Annotated in this window: 17 protein-coding genes, 2 tRNA genes and 2 pseudogenes; 17 read left to right on the plus strand and 4 right to left on the minus strand. The window is 49.8% G+C overall.

What is annotated here, in order from left to right; translation table 11 throughout:
* Nucleotides 1-13: 13 nt before the first annotated feature.
* From pyrF to CHH75_RS03845, 12 genes are all read left to right on the plus strand, one after another.
* Complete coding sequence (gene pyrF / locus CHH75_RS03795; protein ID WP_095263193.1) at nucleotides 14-751, plus strand: orotidine-5'-phosphate decarboxylase; 738 nt, start codon at nucleotides 14-16, stop codon at nucleotides 749-751.
* Entirely contained in the window at nucleotides 748-1,389 is a 642-nt protein-coding gene (gene pyrE, locus CHH75_RS03800; RefSeq protein ID WP_095263194.1) for an orotate phosphoribosyltransferase, read from the plus strand. The genes pyrF and pyrE overlap by 4 nt, the downstream gene beginning before the upstream one ends.
* A 365-nt stretch (nucleotides 1,390-1,754) precedes the next feature.
* On the plus strand, nucleotides 1,755-2,354 hold the full coding sequence (locus tag CHH75_RS03805) for a TetR/AcrR family transcriptional regulator (protein ID WP_095397455.1): 600 nt from the start codon (nucleotides 1,755-1,757) through the stop codon (nucleotides 2,352-2,354).
* 59 nt (nucleotides 2,355-2,413) lie between these two features.
* Nucleotides 2,414-3,193, plus strand: coding sequence for an alpha/beta fold hydrolase (locus CHH75_RS03810; protein ID WP_244908050.1), 780 nt, complete (start codon nucleotides 2,414-2,416; stop codon nucleotides 3,191-3,193).
* A gap of 252 nt (nucleotides 3,194-3,445) precedes the next feature.
* A complete protein-coding gene (locus CHH75_RS03815) occupies nucleotides 3,446-4,255 on the plus strand; it encodes a hypothetical protein (RefSeq protein WP_244908051.1) in 810 nt (269 codons plus the stop codon).
* Nucleotides 4,256-4,315: 60 nt separating this feature from the next.
* A complete protein-coding gene (locus CHH75_RS03820; RefSeq protein WP_095263197.1) occupies nucleotides 4,316-5,395 on the plus strand; it encodes a WXG100 family type VII secretion target in 1,080 nt (359 codons plus the stop codon).
* An 18-nt stretch (nucleotides 5,396-5,413) separates the two neighbouring features.
* The gene (locus tag CHH75_RS03825; protein ID WP_095397456.1) at nucleotides 5,414-6,178 is read left to right on the plus strand and encodes a hypothetical protein; all 765 of its coding nucleotides are present in this window, start codon (nucleotides 5,414-5,416) and stop codon (nucleotides 6,176-6,178) included.
* Nucleotides 6,175-6,453, plus strand: coding sequence for a DUF4176 domain-containing protein (locus CHH75_RS03830; protein ID WP_176475446.1), 279 nt, complete (start codon nucleotides 6,175-6,177; stop codon nucleotides 6,451-6,453). The genes CHH75_RS03825 and CHH75_RS03830 overlap by 4 nt, the downstream gene beginning before the upstream one ends.
* Nucleotides 6,454-6,475: 22 nt before the next feature.
* Nucleotides 6,476-6,751, plus strand: a complete 276-nt coding sequence (locus CHH75_RS03835) for a WXG100 family type VII secretion target (protein WP_095263200.1) — start codon at nucleotides 6,476-6,478, stop codon at nucleotides 6,749-6,751.
* Nucleotides 6,752-6,886: 135 nt separating this feature from the next.
* Entirely contained in the window at nucleotides 6,887-7,051 is a 165-nt protein-coding gene (locus tag CHH75_RS24745) for a hypothetical protein (protein ID WP_176475447.1), read from the plus strand.
* 84 nt (nucleotides 7,052-7,135) lie between these two features.
* A tRNA-Met gene (locus tag CHH75_RS03840) sits at nucleotides 7,136-7,212 on the plus strand.
* A 43-nt stretch (nucleotides 7,213-7,255) separates the two neighbouring features.
* Nucleotides 7,256-7,329 (plus strand) — tRNA-Ile (locus tag CHH75_RS03845).
* Nucleotides 7,330-7,505: 176 nt separating this feature from the next.
* Here CHH75_RS03845 and CHH75_RS03850 read toward each other — a convergent pair.
* Nucleotides 7,506-8,072: an Ltp family lipoprotein gene (locus tag CHH75_RS03850; protein WP_155617303.1), complete on the minus strand. Its 567-nt coding sequence runs from the start codon at nucleotides 8,070-8,072 to the stop codon at nucleotides 7,506-7,508.
* 595 nt (nucleotides 8,073-8,667) lie between these two features.
* Entirely contained in the window at nucleotides 8,668-9,450 is a 783-nt protein-coding gene (locus CHH75_RS03860) for an aminoglycoside 6-adenylyltransferase (RefSeq protein ID WP_095397458.1), read from the minus strand.
* Between the two features lie 61 nt (nucleotides 9,451-9,511).
* Between CHH75_RS03860 and CHH75_RS03865 the strand changes: the two are divergent.
* A pseudogene (locus tag CHH75_RS03865) lies at nucleotides 9,512-9,746 on the plus strand (hypothetical protein); the annotation flags it as partial.
* Nucleotides 9,747-9,937: 191 nt separating this feature from the next.
* Here the strand turns inward: CHH75_RS03865 and CHH75_RS03870 are convergent.
* Entirely contained in the window at nucleotides 9,938-10,795 is an 858-nt protein-coding gene (locus tag CHH75_RS03870) for a manganese catalase (RefSeq protein WP_095263226.1), read from the minus strand.
* Between the two features lie 234 nt (nucleotides 10,796-11,029).
* Between CHH75_RS03870 and CHH75_RS03875 the strand changes: the two genes are divergently transcribed.
* From CHH75_RS03875 to CHH75_RS03890, 4 genes are all read left to right on the plus strand, one after another.
* Nucleotides 11,030-11,470 carry a GNAT family N-acetyltransferase gene (locus tag CHH75_RS03875; RefSeq protein WP_230875546.1) on the plus strand — a complete coding sequence of 147 codons (441 nt, stop codon included), beginning with the start codon at nucleotides 11,030-11,032 and terminating at the stop codon, nucleotides 11,468-11,470.
* A 160-nt stretch (nucleotides 11,471-11,630) separates the two neighbouring features.
* Nucleotides 11,631-12,293 carry a hypothetical protein gene (locus CHH75_RS03880; RefSeq protein WP_095397459.1) on the plus strand — a complete coding sequence of 221 codons (663 nt, stop codon included), beginning with the start codon at nucleotides 11,631-11,633 and terminating at the stop codon, nucleotides 12,291-12,293.
* Nucleotides 12,294-12,925: 632 nt separating this feature from the next.
* Nucleotides 12,926-13,087, plus strand: coding sequence for a hypothetical protein (locus tag CHH75_RS24750; protein WP_176475448.1), 162 nt, complete (start codon nucleotides 12,926-12,928; stop codon nucleotides 13,085-13,087).
* Between the two features lie 123 nt (nucleotides 13,088-13,210).
* Nucleotides 13,211-13,399, plus strand: coding sequence for a hypothetical protein (locus CHH75_RS03890; protein ID WP_095263228.1), 189 nt, complete (start codon nucleotides 13,211-13,213; stop codon nucleotides 13,397-13,399).
* Between the two features lie 133 nt (nucleotides 13,400-13,532).
* On the opposite strand, the pseudogene CHH75_RS03895 reads toward CHH75_RS03890, so the two are convergent.
* A pseudogene (locus CHH75_RS03895) lies at nucleotides 13,533-14,703 on the minus strand (MFS transporter).
* Nucleotides 14,704-14,875 lie beyond the last annotated feature (172 nt).

Genomic DNA, 14,875 nt, shown 5'->3' on the forward strand with positions numbered 1-14,875 from the left:
TAAGGAGGGGAATATGACAGCCAGTTATGAACAAATGGCGGGCCGCCTGATGGTGGCCCTGGATTACCCTGACGCCGGGCAGGCCAAGGAGCTCGTGCGCAAGCTGGAAGGCATCCCTTGTTATTTGAAGGTCGGAATGCAGCTGTTCTACACGGCCGGACCGGAGTTTATAAAGGAACTGAAGAGCAAAGGATATCGTGTGTTCCTCGATGTGAAGATGCATGATATTCCGAATACCGTAAAAGGCGGGGCTCACAGCGTAACCCGGCTCGGCGTGGACATGTTTAATGTCCATGCCGCCGGCGGGGCTGCGATGATGGAGGCGGCAAAGGCCGGGGCGGAAGCTGCAGTGGCGGACACCCCGGGGCTTGCCATGCCTGTCATCATTGCGGTAACGCAGCTGACCAGCACCACCCAGGCTGTGATGAACGAGGAAATCGGCATCCCGGGTGCTGTGGAGAACACCGTCGTTCGTTATGCCTCGCTTGCCAAGCAGGCAGGACTGCACGGCGTAGTCGCATCCTCCCTGGAAGTTCCGGCAATCGCCGCAGCTTGCGGAGATGACTTCAAGACGGTAACGCCGGGCATTCGCCCAGCGGGAGCGGATATCGGTGACCAAGCGAGGGTGCTGACGCCGGGGGAAGCCATCCGCAGCGGCAGTCACTACCTTGTGATCGGCCGACCGATTACGGGGGCAGCAGATCCGAGACAAGCAGCAGAACAGATGATCGAGGAGATGATTCAAGCGTGAGTACATTAACGAACATTCCGGAGAAAATCGCAGCGTATCTGCTGCAGATCGAGGCGGTGTCCCTGCGTCCGCATCAGCCGTTCACATGGACATCCGGCATCAAGTCGCCGATATATTGTGACAACCGGCTGACGATGTCTTACCCTGAAATCCGCGATGTCATCGCGGAATCGTTTGCGGCCATCATTCGCGAGCAATATCCGGAGGCCGAAGCGATTGCGGGAACAGCGACAGCTGGGATTCCCCATGCTGCATGGGTGTCTCAGAAGCTGAACCTGCCGATGTCGTACATCCGGGATAAAGCGAAGGGGCACGGAAAAGAGAACCTGATCGAAGGCCTGATCAAGCCGGGGCAAAAGGTCGTTGTCATCGAGGATTTGATCTCCACCGGCGGCAGTTCGCTCAAGGCGGCGCAAGCGGTGAAGGATGCAGGTGCAGAGCCGCTGGCCGTGCTGGCAATATTCAGTTATCAGCTGGATAAAGCGGTACAAGCCTTCGCTGAGGCCGGCATTCCGCTGCAAAGCTTGTCCAATTACACCGCGCTGATCGATGTGGCATTGTCCGAGCAGCGTATTCAGGAGCAGGATGTCGCGCTTTTGCAATCATGGAGAGCGAATCCGTCAGCCTTTGGCGTATAAATCATAAATCGGATCGATGATTGATCCATCGTTATGTGAGGGTTGTGAAACGGTTGTCTGCAGTTAGTAAACTGCGGGCAGCCGTTTTTTTGATTGTTCCCTGCTGACATGATTTGGCTGCATGGGGAGTATGACATATGATATCTGCTATTGCTCGTTTTGATACTCATAACATGTGATTAGTAAATAAAATAGAGAATACTATTGTGAAATTCGCCTAAATTTTATACTATATTAATATCTGAAGTATAAAAATGAGAATGAGGAAGCGTGGATTATTTTAAAGACCAAGAAGGCATAAAGACTTAGAAAGTGATGTCGCAGGCACAATCACGAACTGACATGAACAGAAAGGATTGCAGGACATGAGCCGAAAGAAGGAAGAGGTGCTTCAAACAGGGAGGCGTTTGTTTGTGGAGCATGGCATTATCGATACCAGTATGGAGCAGATCGCCGAGGCGGTACCGGTATCCAAAATGACGATATACAACTACTTTCAGAACAAGGAAGGGCTGCTCGATCAGATTGTGGATCGGATCGTGGACGAGATGATGAAAGAGTACCGTGATATCGTCGATCATGCCAATAGCCCGCTGGAGGCGCTTGATCGGTTAACCAAAGAGCGCGAACGATTCTCGGTCCATGTCAGCGACAAGTTTGTATCCGACCTGGCCAAATTTCCCGATCAGATGGAGAAGCTGATCCGCTTCAATCAAGAGCATGTGGTCCCCGAATTCGAGATGCTGATCTTCAAGGGACAGCAGATGGGACAAATTCGCAAGGATATTTCTCCCCAGGTGCTGGTGGCTTTTTTGACATTTATCAAGGAATTCTCAGCGCGAACGGAATGGTATCAGGGGCTCGGCAGCCTGAATGCCATCAGCGAGCAGCTTTCCACGATCCTATACTACGGCATTATAGAGCGGCCGGAAGACAAGCCGAGCAGCAAGGAGAAGTCTGACTGACGGCCATATGCAACCCGATCAACAATAATATTTAGGAGAAGGGGCTGGACAATCTGGCATTGTATTATAAGGAAAGTGGAGATCGTGAATCACAACGGGTCATCGTCTTTTTGCATGGCGGCGGCGTGGGCGGCTGGATGTGGGATGGGGTGACGGACTATTTTCAGGACAGTTATTGTCTTATTCCGGATCTGCCAGGACATGGCCGGAGCGCGGGAGAGCCCTTTGTATCCATTAGCGATACGGCCGCTTATCTTAATCGCTGGATAATGGATCTCGCTAAGGGAAGAGAGCTTGTGGTTGCCGGTTTCTCGCTAGGCGCACAAATACTCGTTGAAATGCTGGGACAAGAGCCGGAGCTGATGGATTATGCGATCATTAACAGTGTGCTGACAAGCCCGCTTCCAGGAGCCCGTGTCTTTACGCGGCCGCTGATCGGGTTAACCTTCCCTCTCGTTCGAAACAGGTCATTCTCCAGACTGCAGGCTCGGACGTTGTACATATCAGACGCGGATTTCGAGAAATATTATGAGGAATGCTGCCGGATGGAGAAGGAAACACTGCTGTCCATCCTGGAGGAAAATATGTCTTTCAAGGTGCCATCCGGCTTCAAGAAAGCGACCGCCAATCTGCTGGTTACCGTAGGGGAGAAGGAGAAAAGTGTCATGAGGCGTTCTGTACAGCAATTGATGAGCCTGCAGGAGCGTGCTGCCGGGATCATGTTCCCGGGGGTTGGACATGGTGTGCCGCTGGCGGATCCGGCGCTTTTTCACCGGGTGGTTCAACGCTGGCTGGCAGACGGAACGATCGCCAATGAGGTTATTCGTGTTCAGACTTAACAGTCCAGCAGATCTGGACCGAGACATCTGACCATCGCATGCTGCGAAGGGTGGATGTCTTTTTACGTTTAAGGGTGGCCCGAAGTCGGTTGATTCCTTCTTCCTATAGCGGTTTATGTTTAGATAACGCAATATTTGGGTAAAAATCCCTAGAAATTTAGGGCCAGGATTTGGTAGAGCCAGTGAGGAAGTCTACCCTATAATATATAGGATGAATTTAAGGTGCTGTTTATGGTCAAAGGAGGGAGCAGCTTGGAGCAGGCTCGCATACAGATCAGGTTAACCGGAAAGCAGTTTTTTGTGTTGACCGGGATTACGGGGGCCAAGGCTGTCGTAGGTCTTGAAGATCCATTTCGCGGAACGCTGGCCGAAGAGATGCCGGCAGAGGTTGCCCGAATTGAACAAGAGTTGGAGGAGGCCGGGTACATCAGATTGGTTGACGGTGAACCCGAGCTTGTGCCTCAGCTTCTGGAATACATAGAGATTTGTAGCCGCGCGCTGCTCACGATTCATCTCGCGGTGGATGATAAACAGCTCGTGGTGGATGATAAACAGCGCAGCCGAAGCAGCGAGTGCTTCTTCTATTACAGCGCTGACGCTGTTGTTAAGGCTGAACTGAAATATATCGACCACATGCTTATGTACGAGCTAGAGGAGATTGGAACCCCTGCTGAGGCCTGGATGAAGATCATGTCCAGCTTGAATCTGCAAGAGCGTCCTAAGCGGTGCCCGGAGCAGCTCAAGCTGCCGAAGGGGAAACTCTGGCAGTGGCTCAACGGAGAGCAGGAAGCTTCCGGCGCAGCGCAGACATTGCGGAAGGAAGGGAGCTCAGAGCAGGCCGTCACCCGGCTGGCCGAGGCGGTGAAGGCTCCGGAAAGCTATTCCGCGTTCACGGCGTATTACCGGCTGCAGCATGATTGGCGGGTAGAAGGGATCGAGCTGCTGAGAGGCCGGGAGGCCAACTGGGTCGTTCGGCCCGACGATCGCCATGATCAGATACGGGAAGCCTCTGTGATGGAAATTGTCAGGGAACTCGGAGACGTCATCTCCCGTATAAAATAACAGACAGCGTTCATACATGTACAAATTATTATCTGTTCGATATGGAGGTTGCCTTTTATTATGACCAGAATACGCGTGACGCCACAATTATTGAATGAGCAAGGTGTTCAGCTATCCGCTATTGCGAGCGAGGTTCAGCAGCTGCAGGAAAGAGTGCAGCAGCGGATTCAAGGCATGGCCTGGGAATCGCGCCACCGTGCACAGGTGGAGCAGCGTCTGGCCCAGTGCCGGGCAGCATGTCAAGCAGTCGTCGCCAGACTTGAACAGAATCGGACACAGCTTGTGAATAAAGCGAGTGTTTTTGCCCAGACAGATCAGTCTACAGGGAACAGCCTTGCTTTTGGCAAGCAGGCGCTGGTGCATGTCAGCCCGCATACCCTGCTTCAAAGCAGCTATGCTCAAGGGAATAACCGGGCGCAAAGCTCCAAGCCACCGGTGACGGCAGCTGGCGTGGAATTCGATGCGCTTGCGCCTTTTGGCGGCGGGGCCAGCATGTGGGCAGCCAGTCCCATCGCTGCAGCCGGCACCCTGCTAGGGACTGCGACGGCTTCAGGGACGATGTACAAATATTGGGACATGTACCGCAAAGGCTTTGGCGTATGGTTGTCCAAGGACCACCGGGGCAGAACTAGAGCAAACATCAGCAACGGTTTTCTGGCGAACATTCGCAAGAAATCATATGCGGAGCATAACTGGAAAAATCATCCGAGGATTCCGAAATACGTTCTACCGTCGGCAGCCGTCAAGGATTCGCTAAGCTGGAAGGGCGGCAAGCTCGGCTATGCCGGCATCGCCTTGACGACGGTGGGCAACTTCGCCTCCAATATCAAGAATAAGGAAAACGGGGCCAAAATCGCCGGCGATGCTGTGGTTGATGTCGGGGTAGGGGTTGGTACAGTGGTTGCATCCGCAGCGGCTGGCGCCAAAGCGGGCGCCCTAATTGGCACCGCTGTAGGCGGTCCAATTGGAACCTTGGCTGGTGCCGCCATTGGCTTTGGCGTGTCGGTCGGGGCTTCCTATGTGATGAACGGTATTAAATTCGCCGATGTCGACGGCGATGGACAGAAGGACAGCGTTACAGATACGTTGAAGATCGGAGCAGAGAAGCTGGGTTCAACCATTGCCGGTTGGTTCAAATAAGGGGGCTTACTTTTAGAGATGGATATTTCGGAGAAAGAGCAGGAACGGTTTCATTTTCGGTTGATTCCGCCTGAACAAATTCGGGGGGGCGTTGTATGCTTTCTGCTCATTATGCTCATTCCGCTGCTGGTCACGCTGGCTGCGCCGATGCTTTCCCCATATTTATATTCAGCTGCGATCTTGTATGCTGTCATGCTGGGCTGGGGAGTTGTAATCAGCGTCAATCCATACCGCTATGAGGCTGTATTTACGCTATATATGGGCATTTATGGAGCGGCGCTGGCTGTGACGAGTGAGATCGCCATTCTGAAAATGATGTATGACATCGCCCGTGTAGAAAGTCCGTGGTACGGCGCCAGTTCCGTCCTCCTTATGGCTGCGGCTGGCTTGTTGTTCGGCCTGCTTCATATCAGAGCGGTTCGGCGCGGGACGTACCAGGAGATGGAGCGCAAAGGTTTGAACCGGGCAGGGAAGGCCGCCTTGCTGCTTGCCTCGATCGGTTATCTTGCGTATTATCTCGCGACCGCCTTTTTCGGCGAGTTGGGCAGCATGGTGCTGGGGATGGCCGGCTTCTCAGTGCTGCTGATCTTCGGACTGTATGTAGCTGTTGTATTTATACATCGCTACCTATTTATTAGACGCAACATGGATAAGCTCAGAGCGCTGTATCCGGCGTTGGGGCTGCCTAAGGAAGAGCGGGAGGCCGCATATATGCGGGCGAGGAATGAAGCACAAGCCACGGCGAAGCGGCATCGGCAAAGCAAGAAAAGGAGGAGATCATGATGGGGAATCCGCAGACGCTGCTGCCAAACGGATCGATAGTCATTTTGAAAGAAGGGGAGAAGAAGCTGGTGATCTACGGCAGAAAGCAGATACTGGCTGTCGACGAGCCGCAGATGTTCGATTATTTGGCTTGTCCGTACCCTGAAGGATATATCAGCCCGGAGTTCAGTTATGTCTTTAATCATGAAGATATTCAGACCGTCGTGTTTACAGGCTATCAGGATGAAGAAGAGGACGAGTTTCAGACCGTGTTAGCCAACGCGGGCGAGTCTTAAGCATAAAGTTGGAGGTGATTCGATGTCTGGCCGTATTTTGGTTTCGCCTGATGATCTGCGCAGGGCGGCCGCAGAGGTACGCAGCAGCAGCCAGCATGGCGGTGAGCTCGTATTGCGGCTGTCCCGGATTATGGAGACGTTGAATGCGGAATGGGAGGGCGTGTCGCAGCAGCGTTTCGCGGCAGAGGCTGCGCAGACTAAAGCTCAGCTTCAGCAGTTCATCCAGATGCTCCAGGGGATGGAGCAGGAGCTTGTTAGCATTGCCGCCCGATTCGCGGAGGCGGATGCGCAGAAATAAGGCCTTCCTTCGATCGGCTGCAGCCATATTGATGGGGCGGCCGTTTCTTTTTTTATGCCGCGTATGTGTGAATCTTCCGCAGATGGGGCATCCTATACAGCATTAGCATATTCAGCCGGGTAAGGAGACATCGAGATGAACTGGATTTATTACGGGAAGCTGTATACAAGCAAATTTCAGGCAGGATGCTTGGCCAAAAGGCTGGAGCAGGACGGCTGGCTGTTCGGGTATCAAGATCCGCAGCTGGTGGAAGTATACCGCTCCAGAAAAGGACGTTACGGCGTCCGTTTTCTTCCCTAAATCAAAATTCCATCAAAATAGCTCTTGACTTTCGCTGAGTAGTTGATGTATATTTATTATTGCCGCTGTTTCGTAATACAATGTCGCGGGGTGGAGCAGTTCGGTAGCTCGTCGGGCTCATAACCCGAAGGTCGTAGGTTCAAATCCTGCCCCCGCAACCAATTTCTATAATGGTTGTTGTCCTTATATGAATATGTTGTTTCAGGGCCCTTAGCTCAGTTGGTTAGAGCGGTCGGCTCATAACCGACTGGTCGGGGGTTCGAGTCCCTCAGGGCCCACTTTCAAGAAAAACCCTTGCGCTGCAAGGGTTTTTTGCTATGTGTGGGGTTGTTGGAATGAAGTGCTTGATGGTGATTCAAAAACAGGGGAAATGGATTTGCTAACAGCGGTCCTTGAAATCATCAGTAAAAAAAGACCCCATCAACCAAGTAAGGTTAATGGGGAGCAGCGTTACTTATTCTAAATTATCTATCGCGTATTGTGCTTCTTCCTTCGTGAACTTCTCACCGTATTCCGAAATCAATTGATCGTAAATGGCCGAATCGGACATGCTCATAAGTTCTGCGTAGGATTGCGCCTTTTTCAATGCATTTTCTTTCCAATCAACTACAACGTTATCGATAGCATATTGAGCAGCTTCTGCGGGGAAATTCTCTCCGTATTCAGAAGTTAACTGATCGTAGATGCCTGCCTTTGACATATTCATAATTTCAGCATAGCTTTCCGCTTTTTTTAATGCGGCTTTATACTCTCTAGGGACATCCGCTTCTTTTGGTTCTTCTTTTGGTTCCTCTTTCGGTTCTTCCTTCGGCTCTTCCTTCGGCTCTTCCTTAGGTTCCTCTTTAACATCCTCTTTGACACTGGTTAGTTCAACATTCGCTGCGGTATCAGGCTCAGACGCTACTTCCTTGTCAGGTGCTGCTTGTTTAGGTTCCTCTGAATTTCCGAGATTACCTATAAGCCCGACGAGAATAACAATGAGAAGCCAGAACCACCATTTCTTATAAATTGGCTTATTCAATTCGTATTTCCCCCACTTTCCAGATATTATGACATGAAATAGTCTATCAGACCTAGGAATATTTTTCTATATAAATGCAGTATTATTTACCAATTTTCTTAGATGGAATGAGTTGATTGAATCAGCGGAAGTAATTATGAGACTCAATATGGACTTTGGAGGCGATTTTCCTTGCGCTTAAATTGTTTTTATCTATGGAACCAGAACATCAATGCCTTCCAATGATATAATTAGGAAGGATTTACATAATAGAGGTAAAGCTTCCCTAATGTCGAAAGAGGTGGTTTGTATTTTTTTACTTGGCCTTGTATTGCTCGCTATTGGATGCTTCGCGATGCTGTTATCGGGGTTAGAAAAAGTGCTATTGTTCTCGTTCGTATTTACCAAGACTCAATACGTCTTGATGGATGGTATTCTATTGAATATCCCTCCCTACATATGGGGGATTACGAATGCAACTTTTATATTTGGCATCGTTCTAGTCGTCATTGGAGTGATCATTATGGTTTTAGCCAAAAGAGTCAGAACATAGAACTGGGGGGCTTCGGCAAAAATAAAGAGGGTGTTCCAAAGTTTATTTTGGACACCCTCATCTTCACATTTCTTCGTAGACCTCTTCTAAATACTTGATGGATACTTGTTGGGCCTCAAGCTTTATTTGTATATCGCTTTCATAGTAACGTCTTAGATATAAATATAATGATATTGAAGACTTAATTGTGTTATAGCAGCTTTCTTTTTCATGGACAGGAACTGTTTCTTCTAGTTCCTCGATAAGTTCAGGGGCATGTCTTTCAATTTTCCGTACCCCATTTGGTAGCGAATTGTGTTGCATTAAAATTAATGGACCCAGAACAGTCTCTCTGACAAATGAAAGAAAACTGATCACTTCGAATAATTCCCCTCTGCCGAGTTTAGTAGCTGCATAGTGTACCCAAACCCAGAAGCGATCTTCAATCCACTGAACATCAGGGAGAGGATAAGAAAATTGGATTTGATTCAGTAGCTGTTCCAAGGAGGAATCCCGTTGCCATACCACAATAGGTGTTTCTACCCCATCATTTATTTCTTCCATTGTTACAAATTTAAAATCAACATGAAGAGGGCCATGGTACAAGCAAATGAGTAACCGCGGTTCACCTACATGTTCACCAGTGAACCCAGATAAAAGATGACCAAATTGACTTGCTATATGCAGCCTATTCCTCATAATATCCGTTTTAAAGGTTGGGAGATAGACAAGAATCAAATCCAGATCGCTAAACTGATCCATCGAATTCTTCGCCATTGAACCCCCAGCAAGTACACCTACAAATCGTTCGTCATCTTGTATCTGCCTTATCAAATTTTGAACAAACTCTTCATGTTGTTTTAACATGCGTATCACTCCTGTAATTTGACCTATTAAAAATAGGTATTATTTCAACATAACATATTTTAACGAAATATGCACGATTGATCGGGCTGATGCTGATGATAATAGGAATGAATCGCTAAAGGGAATAACAACGAAAAAAGGGGTATGACCGGGATGAGTGGCCGATGGCCATGTGCGCCGAAGGAGGAGTAGGGGCGAGTGTTAAATACATAGATCCATCCGATAACCGTTGTGCTGGAAGCTGGGTGGTTAGCCAGTTGGAGACTTGTTGGGCGCGGGTTCCTCAGCCCTCATGAAGAAAACCCTTGCGTTTGCAAGGGTTTGTTGCTAAGTGTTAAGAAGGCACCTGAACATCTGGATATTTATCGGTCTTTCATCGCTTGTCAACTAAATAACAAGAGGTTGGGGAGGATACAATTATCCTTGTACAATTAACGGTTATATGCACGGCGGAACATGCACAAATGCGCTGTTGCCAGCGGGCCCTTTATTGCGGCGGGATATGCGGGGTGTTTTGCGAGCGGTTAACCACCTTGGGTGGTGTATTATAAATATACGGCGGTGCGGGCGGCAGTTGCGGGGCCGGGGCGAGCGGCTGCGGGTTCGCCACGTATTGAAATGTGCCGCCATCCGGACTTGGCCCATGAGCCCAAGGTCCCTGTGCGCTTTCTTGACCGCGTGAGAAATTAAACAGAATATGCGACACTTCCTGAACCTCGCATTCTCTAGGGAAGGTGCTAGGGACGACGACCCCTTCCTTGGCCTCCAGTTCTTTAATCGCGGCGATCCATTGATTCTGGTGCATTGTATCACGCGCAAGCAGCCAGGCGAGCATGTCTTTAACGCCGCGGTCATTCGTCATCTCATACAGACGTGCCACCTGCAAGCGTCCTTGAGATTCTGCAGCCAGGTTATGTCTGAAATCTGCCAGCAAATTTCCGGATGCGATCGTGTATCTGGAATTCCACGGATAGCCGTTGCTGTCGGTCGGCGCGGCGCCGAGACCCGTGACAATGGCGTGCTGTGGATTGCTGCCTCCCAGGATGGCGGCAATGACCGGATCCTTTGCCGCTTCTTCCAACGTCTCGACCGGCGCGTCATCCAGCAGGCGAGCGATCATCGTGGCCAGCATCTCAACATGCGCGAGTTCTTCGGTGCCGGTATCAAGCAGAAGGTCCTTGTACTTGCCGTCTCCGCGAACGTTCCAGCCCTGGAAGAGATACTGCATGGCAACGGTAATCTCTCCGAACTGGCCGCCCAGCACTTCCTGCAGCCTGCGAGCGAAGACGGGATCCGGACGCTCAGGCTTGGCGCGGAACTGCAGTTCTTTAATATGAAAAAACAATAATATACACCTCACTTTATCATTCTCTGCTGATCTATATTCGACGGGTAGCCTCCATTTGCATGTACCCTCGAAATTTCGCGAAAAGCTTCGGATGATGCTCTTGCTTGTTGACGATTGAAAGCGTGCAGTAAAGTGGCGCGGGCAGGTGGTGCCGAACATGGTCAGTGTCAAGCTGACCAGTGTTAATTATAAGGACCTATCCAATTGCAATTGCAGGAAGGAGAAAAGAATTTGAAATTTACGATTGTACAGCTGGACTCTCTGTCGGAACAGGAGCTGATGAATGGAGTAACAGCTCTGTATCAACAAATATTTGAGACGCCGAGGGGGCTGATTGAGCAGCTTGAAGGCAAGCCAAGCTGGTTGGCGCATGTCGCACTCGATGGCTCCAGCGTGGTGGGGTTCAAGCTTGGCTATGCGTTAAGCCCCAACAAATTTTACAGCTGGCTTGGCGGGGTGGACCCGAAATACCGAAAACAAGGGGTAGCCTCGGCCTTGATGAATGAACAGCATCGTCTGCTTAAAGACAAAGGGTACAAGAAAGTGCAAACCAAAACGAAAAATCGCTGGCGCAATATGCTGATTCTGAACCTGAAGCATGGCTTTGATGTGATCGGCACATACACAGACAGCTTGGGCGAGCCGAAGATCATTCTGGAAAAGAGACTTTAGGTTTAAGCGCCCGGGTCTTTAAATCGATTGGATGTAATTACCTTTTTTTTGAAAAATAGGAATATGATACTATATTCCAGGTAGTATAGACAGCAAGGGGAGTCTTCCCATAAGCAAATCCTCCAGCCTATGGAGAACATTGAGAAGAGATGGATCATTGATGAAAAGCTTGAAAAAATCAGTTGTACTGCTATTATCATTATCATTATTATTAGCTGCTTGCGGAGGGGACAAAACGGAGAGCGATCCTTCTTCTTCCAATCAAGAAGATGTAAAAACAGAAGCGGCTGCTGAACAAGAACCGAAGAAAGAACCTAAGAACGAGCCGGCCGAAGAAGTGTCTACTACGTTATTCTCAAATGAATATATTCAGTTTGAATACCCTTCGACATGGGTGGATCCCCAAGTTGACAATGCTTTAATTCTGGCTGCTTTTGTTGACGCTAACGCTGCCGGGGGATTTGCTGATAATGTCAATATAGTCCTGGAAGATTCCGCAATGACAGCACAAGAAGCTGCAAACCAGGCGGTATCCGATTTAACGAGCAGTGCTGGCGGAGAGGTAATCCAGAACTACCAGCAAATCAGTTACACGGATGCGTTAAACGGCGATTATGATGCAGGAATCCTTACAGGTTCCTATACACAAGGACAGTCCGGAGTTGGAGTCATGTTAACGCAATATTTTGTTGCCACTGGCGATCAGATGTACACGATGTCCCTCAGCTTCGCTAAAGATACATACGAGGATGGCGGAGAACAACTAAAGATTCCTGTGGGAGGTGGATATCTATGCGGCAGTTTATTTATATCAACTTTATAAGTTGCTATTTTGGAATATTGTTTTTTTTGGAAATCCAGCTTTTTGGAAATATATATCGTATAGCCAGGATTACAGGATGGGAACAAGGATTTACGAACAATCTGATTCTTATTGTCAACATCAGTTTAATCTTTCTCTTTGCTGCACTTTACATATATTTTATCTCAAGGAAGCATCAAAATTTATCTAACAGTGTATATATCACTTGTATTACATGGTTTATTTACTTCTACATGGTTAATTATATCTTTAATTATTTTTTCGCGGTTGTGAGGCCGGAAGAACGATTGAGCGCTGGAGCCGGATTTATCGCTTTACTTGCAACATGTATGTACCCTTTTTATATTCTAATTGTTATCTTGCTCAGTCGAACTTCAAAGTTAAAGAATGAATGATCTGTTGCAACAATAAAATCCCGGCCTGCCGTAGTAACGGACTGCGGGATCGAGTCGATGTGATAGGGCCCACTTTCTCGAAAACCCTTGCGCCGCAAGGGTTTTCTTCTTTTGTCGGTTGATAGTTGGTAGTATGGACGTTTCGACGCTCGGAGTCGATCGAAAAAATGGTTTTGTTGGCCACTTTTTTAACATTTGTATGGTATGGAAACTAGGAGTAGCAGGGAGGGATGAGTCATGGGCGGCGAGTTTTATGTCGGCTGGGGAACGCTGGCTTTGATCAATGCGGGGCTTGCGCAAGGAAAAAACCGGAGCGGATTCAATTGGTTTCTGCTCTCCTTGCTGCTCGGTCCGGTGGCCACGTTTCTTATTGTTGTTTTTGATAAACTTGATCACTGAACGAATGAACGCTCGTTAACGAACCTGTACGGCCAGAGCGGCTGGATTTGAAATCATGGACGACATGCGATACAGTTTTAATTGAAGAATAGAATCAATCGAGTTCGGGACGGAGGATCATGAGTGTCGGAATGGGTGCTTAACCAGTCATGGGGATTGCCTGTATTGGCCGCCTTCCTGGCTGTCGTACTGGTGTTCGAGGCCAGGAAGGCGATCAAGGCTTACAAGGAGAAAAAAAGATTCGAGCTCGGCCTGGCGCTGTTCTTTGCGATCATTGCAGTTCTCGCATTGTTCGTGTTGCTGTATTATTAAAAGGGCTGCCTCTGTGAGAAACAGCCGGTAACGCCAAGCAAGCTGCCGAAGGAATTCCTTCAGGCAGTTTGCTTTTTTCATGGATGCTTATGGCCGTTGCTTTCAGCCCGAGCTCCTATAAGATACCCGCCTGTTATCCCTCCTGCGCGGCCGCTTCCGTGGCGGACCAAGCCCTGCCGGCCCGCAAGGCCAGGATGAAGCACAGGATCAGGACGATGGAGGCGGAAATGTAAGGGAAGTTGATGTCGATATCGAATAAATAACCGGCGACGAGCGGCCCCGCAATGTTTCCGAGGCTCGTATAGGCCGAGTTCAGTCCGGCCACGTAGCCCTGCTGATCCCGGGCCAGCTTCACATCTGTGTGCCGATCGCCGGGCGCAAAATATCGATCGACTGGAAGACCAGGAACGTCACCAGGAAGATCAGCCAGTATTTGTGCACGAACAAGGTGAGCAGGATGCACACCCCCGCGGTAATCAAGCTGGTCGTAATGACCCGCTTCTCGCCGAACCGGTTCAGGATCCAGCCGAAGATCGTGGCCTGGACTACGGCTCCGGAGATGGAACCGAACGTAATGATCAACGCGATGTCCGTCGGGGTAAAGCCGAATTTATGGTCAACAAACAGTCCGAATACCGTTTCGTAATTGGCCAGGCCAAAAGAGAGCACAAACACGATGATCAGGCTTAAAAAATACGGCTCCTGGTACGAGCGCAGCAGCTGGGCAACCAGGCTCTGCCGCCTTTCGAGGAACGGGTTCCGGGATGCTGCGCTCTCCTTGAATTGCTTGGAATCCGGCAGGAGCATGAGCGTGATCACCGCAGCAACAGCCCCTGCCACGGCCGCGGCGTAAAACGGGACGCGAATGCCGAATTCGGCAATAAAGCCCCCGATGCGGGGCCGATGATAAAGCCGGTTGTGATGGCCGCATTGATGAACCCCATGCCTTTGGCCCGCTCTTCATTCGACGTCACATCGGCGGTGTAGGCCATGACGGCAGGCATGATCAGCGCCGCACCGATGCCGCCGAGCATGCGGGAAGCGAACAGAAGGACGGGGGAGTTCGCTGCCCCGAACAACCATTCCGAAACGGCGAAGACGAGCATGCCGAAGATAATGATCCGCTTTCGTCCGATCGTATCGGACAGCCTGCCGGCCAGCGGCGAGAACAGCAGCTGGGTGAGCGAGAACGCTGCTACGAGCATGCCGACCGTACCTCCGCTGATGTTGAGCTCCGCCATATAGGTCGGCATGATCGGGATGACGAGCCCGATGCCGGTAAAGACCAAAAATATACTAAACATGAGGAGCAAAATCGCTCCATTATTGCGCAGTAACCAGTGACATGATGATAGTTCCTACAAAAGATTAGAAAATTCAAGCTGCGTATCCGGTTATGAAATCACTCTTATACTGACCATTCGGTTTATATAGCTAAATCATCGTACAGCTGCTGTTCCCGACGCAAACGGACGG

Source organism: Paenibacillus sp. 7541 (assembly GCF_002276395.1).
In the GTDB taxonomy this organism is placed as follows: domain Bacteria; phylum Bacillota; class Bacilli; order Paenibacillales; family Paenibacillaceae; genus Paenibacillus_AQ; species Paenibacillus_AQ campinasensis.

Coding starts and splice junctions, on each gene's coding strand:
- pyrF (WP_095263193.1), top strand. CDS start 14: ATGACAGCCAGTTATGAACAAATGGCGGGCCGCCTGATGGTGGCCCTG.
- CHH75_RS03805 (WP_095397455.1), top strand. CDS start 1,755: ATGAGCCGAAAGAAGGAAGAGGTGCTTCAAACAGGGAGGCGTTTGTTT.
- CHH75_RS03820 (WP_095263197.1), top strand. CDS start 4,316: ATGACCAGAATACGCGTGACGCCACAATTATTGAATGAGCAAGGTGTT.
- CHH75_RS03825 (WP_095397456.1), top strand. CDS start 5,414: ATGGATATTTCGGAGAAAGAGCAGGAACGGTTTCATTTTCGGTTGATT.
- CHH75_RS03830 (WP_176475446.1), top strand. CDS start 6,175: ATGATGGGGAATCCGCAGACGCTGCTGCCAAACGGATCGATAGTCATT.
- CHH75_RS03835 (WP_095263200.1), top strand. CDS start 6,476: ATGTCTGGCCGTATTTTGGTTTCGCCTGATGATCTGCGCAGGGCGGCC.
- CHH75_RS24745 (WP_176475447.1), top strand. CDS start 6,887: ATGAACTGGATTTATTACGGGAAGCTGTATACAAGCAAATTTCAGGCA.
- CHH75_RS03860 (WP_095397458.1), bottom strand. CDS start 9,450: ATGTTAAAACAACATGAAGAGTTTGTTCAAAATTTGATAAGGCAGATA.
- CHH75_RS03880 (WP_095397459.1), top strand. CDS start 11,631: ATGAAAAGCTTGAAAAAATCAGTTGTACTGCTATTATCATTATCATTA.
- CHH75_RS24750 (WP_176475448.1), top strand. CDS start 12,926: ATGGGCGGCGAGTTTTATGTCGGCTGGGGAACGCTGGCTTTGATCAAT.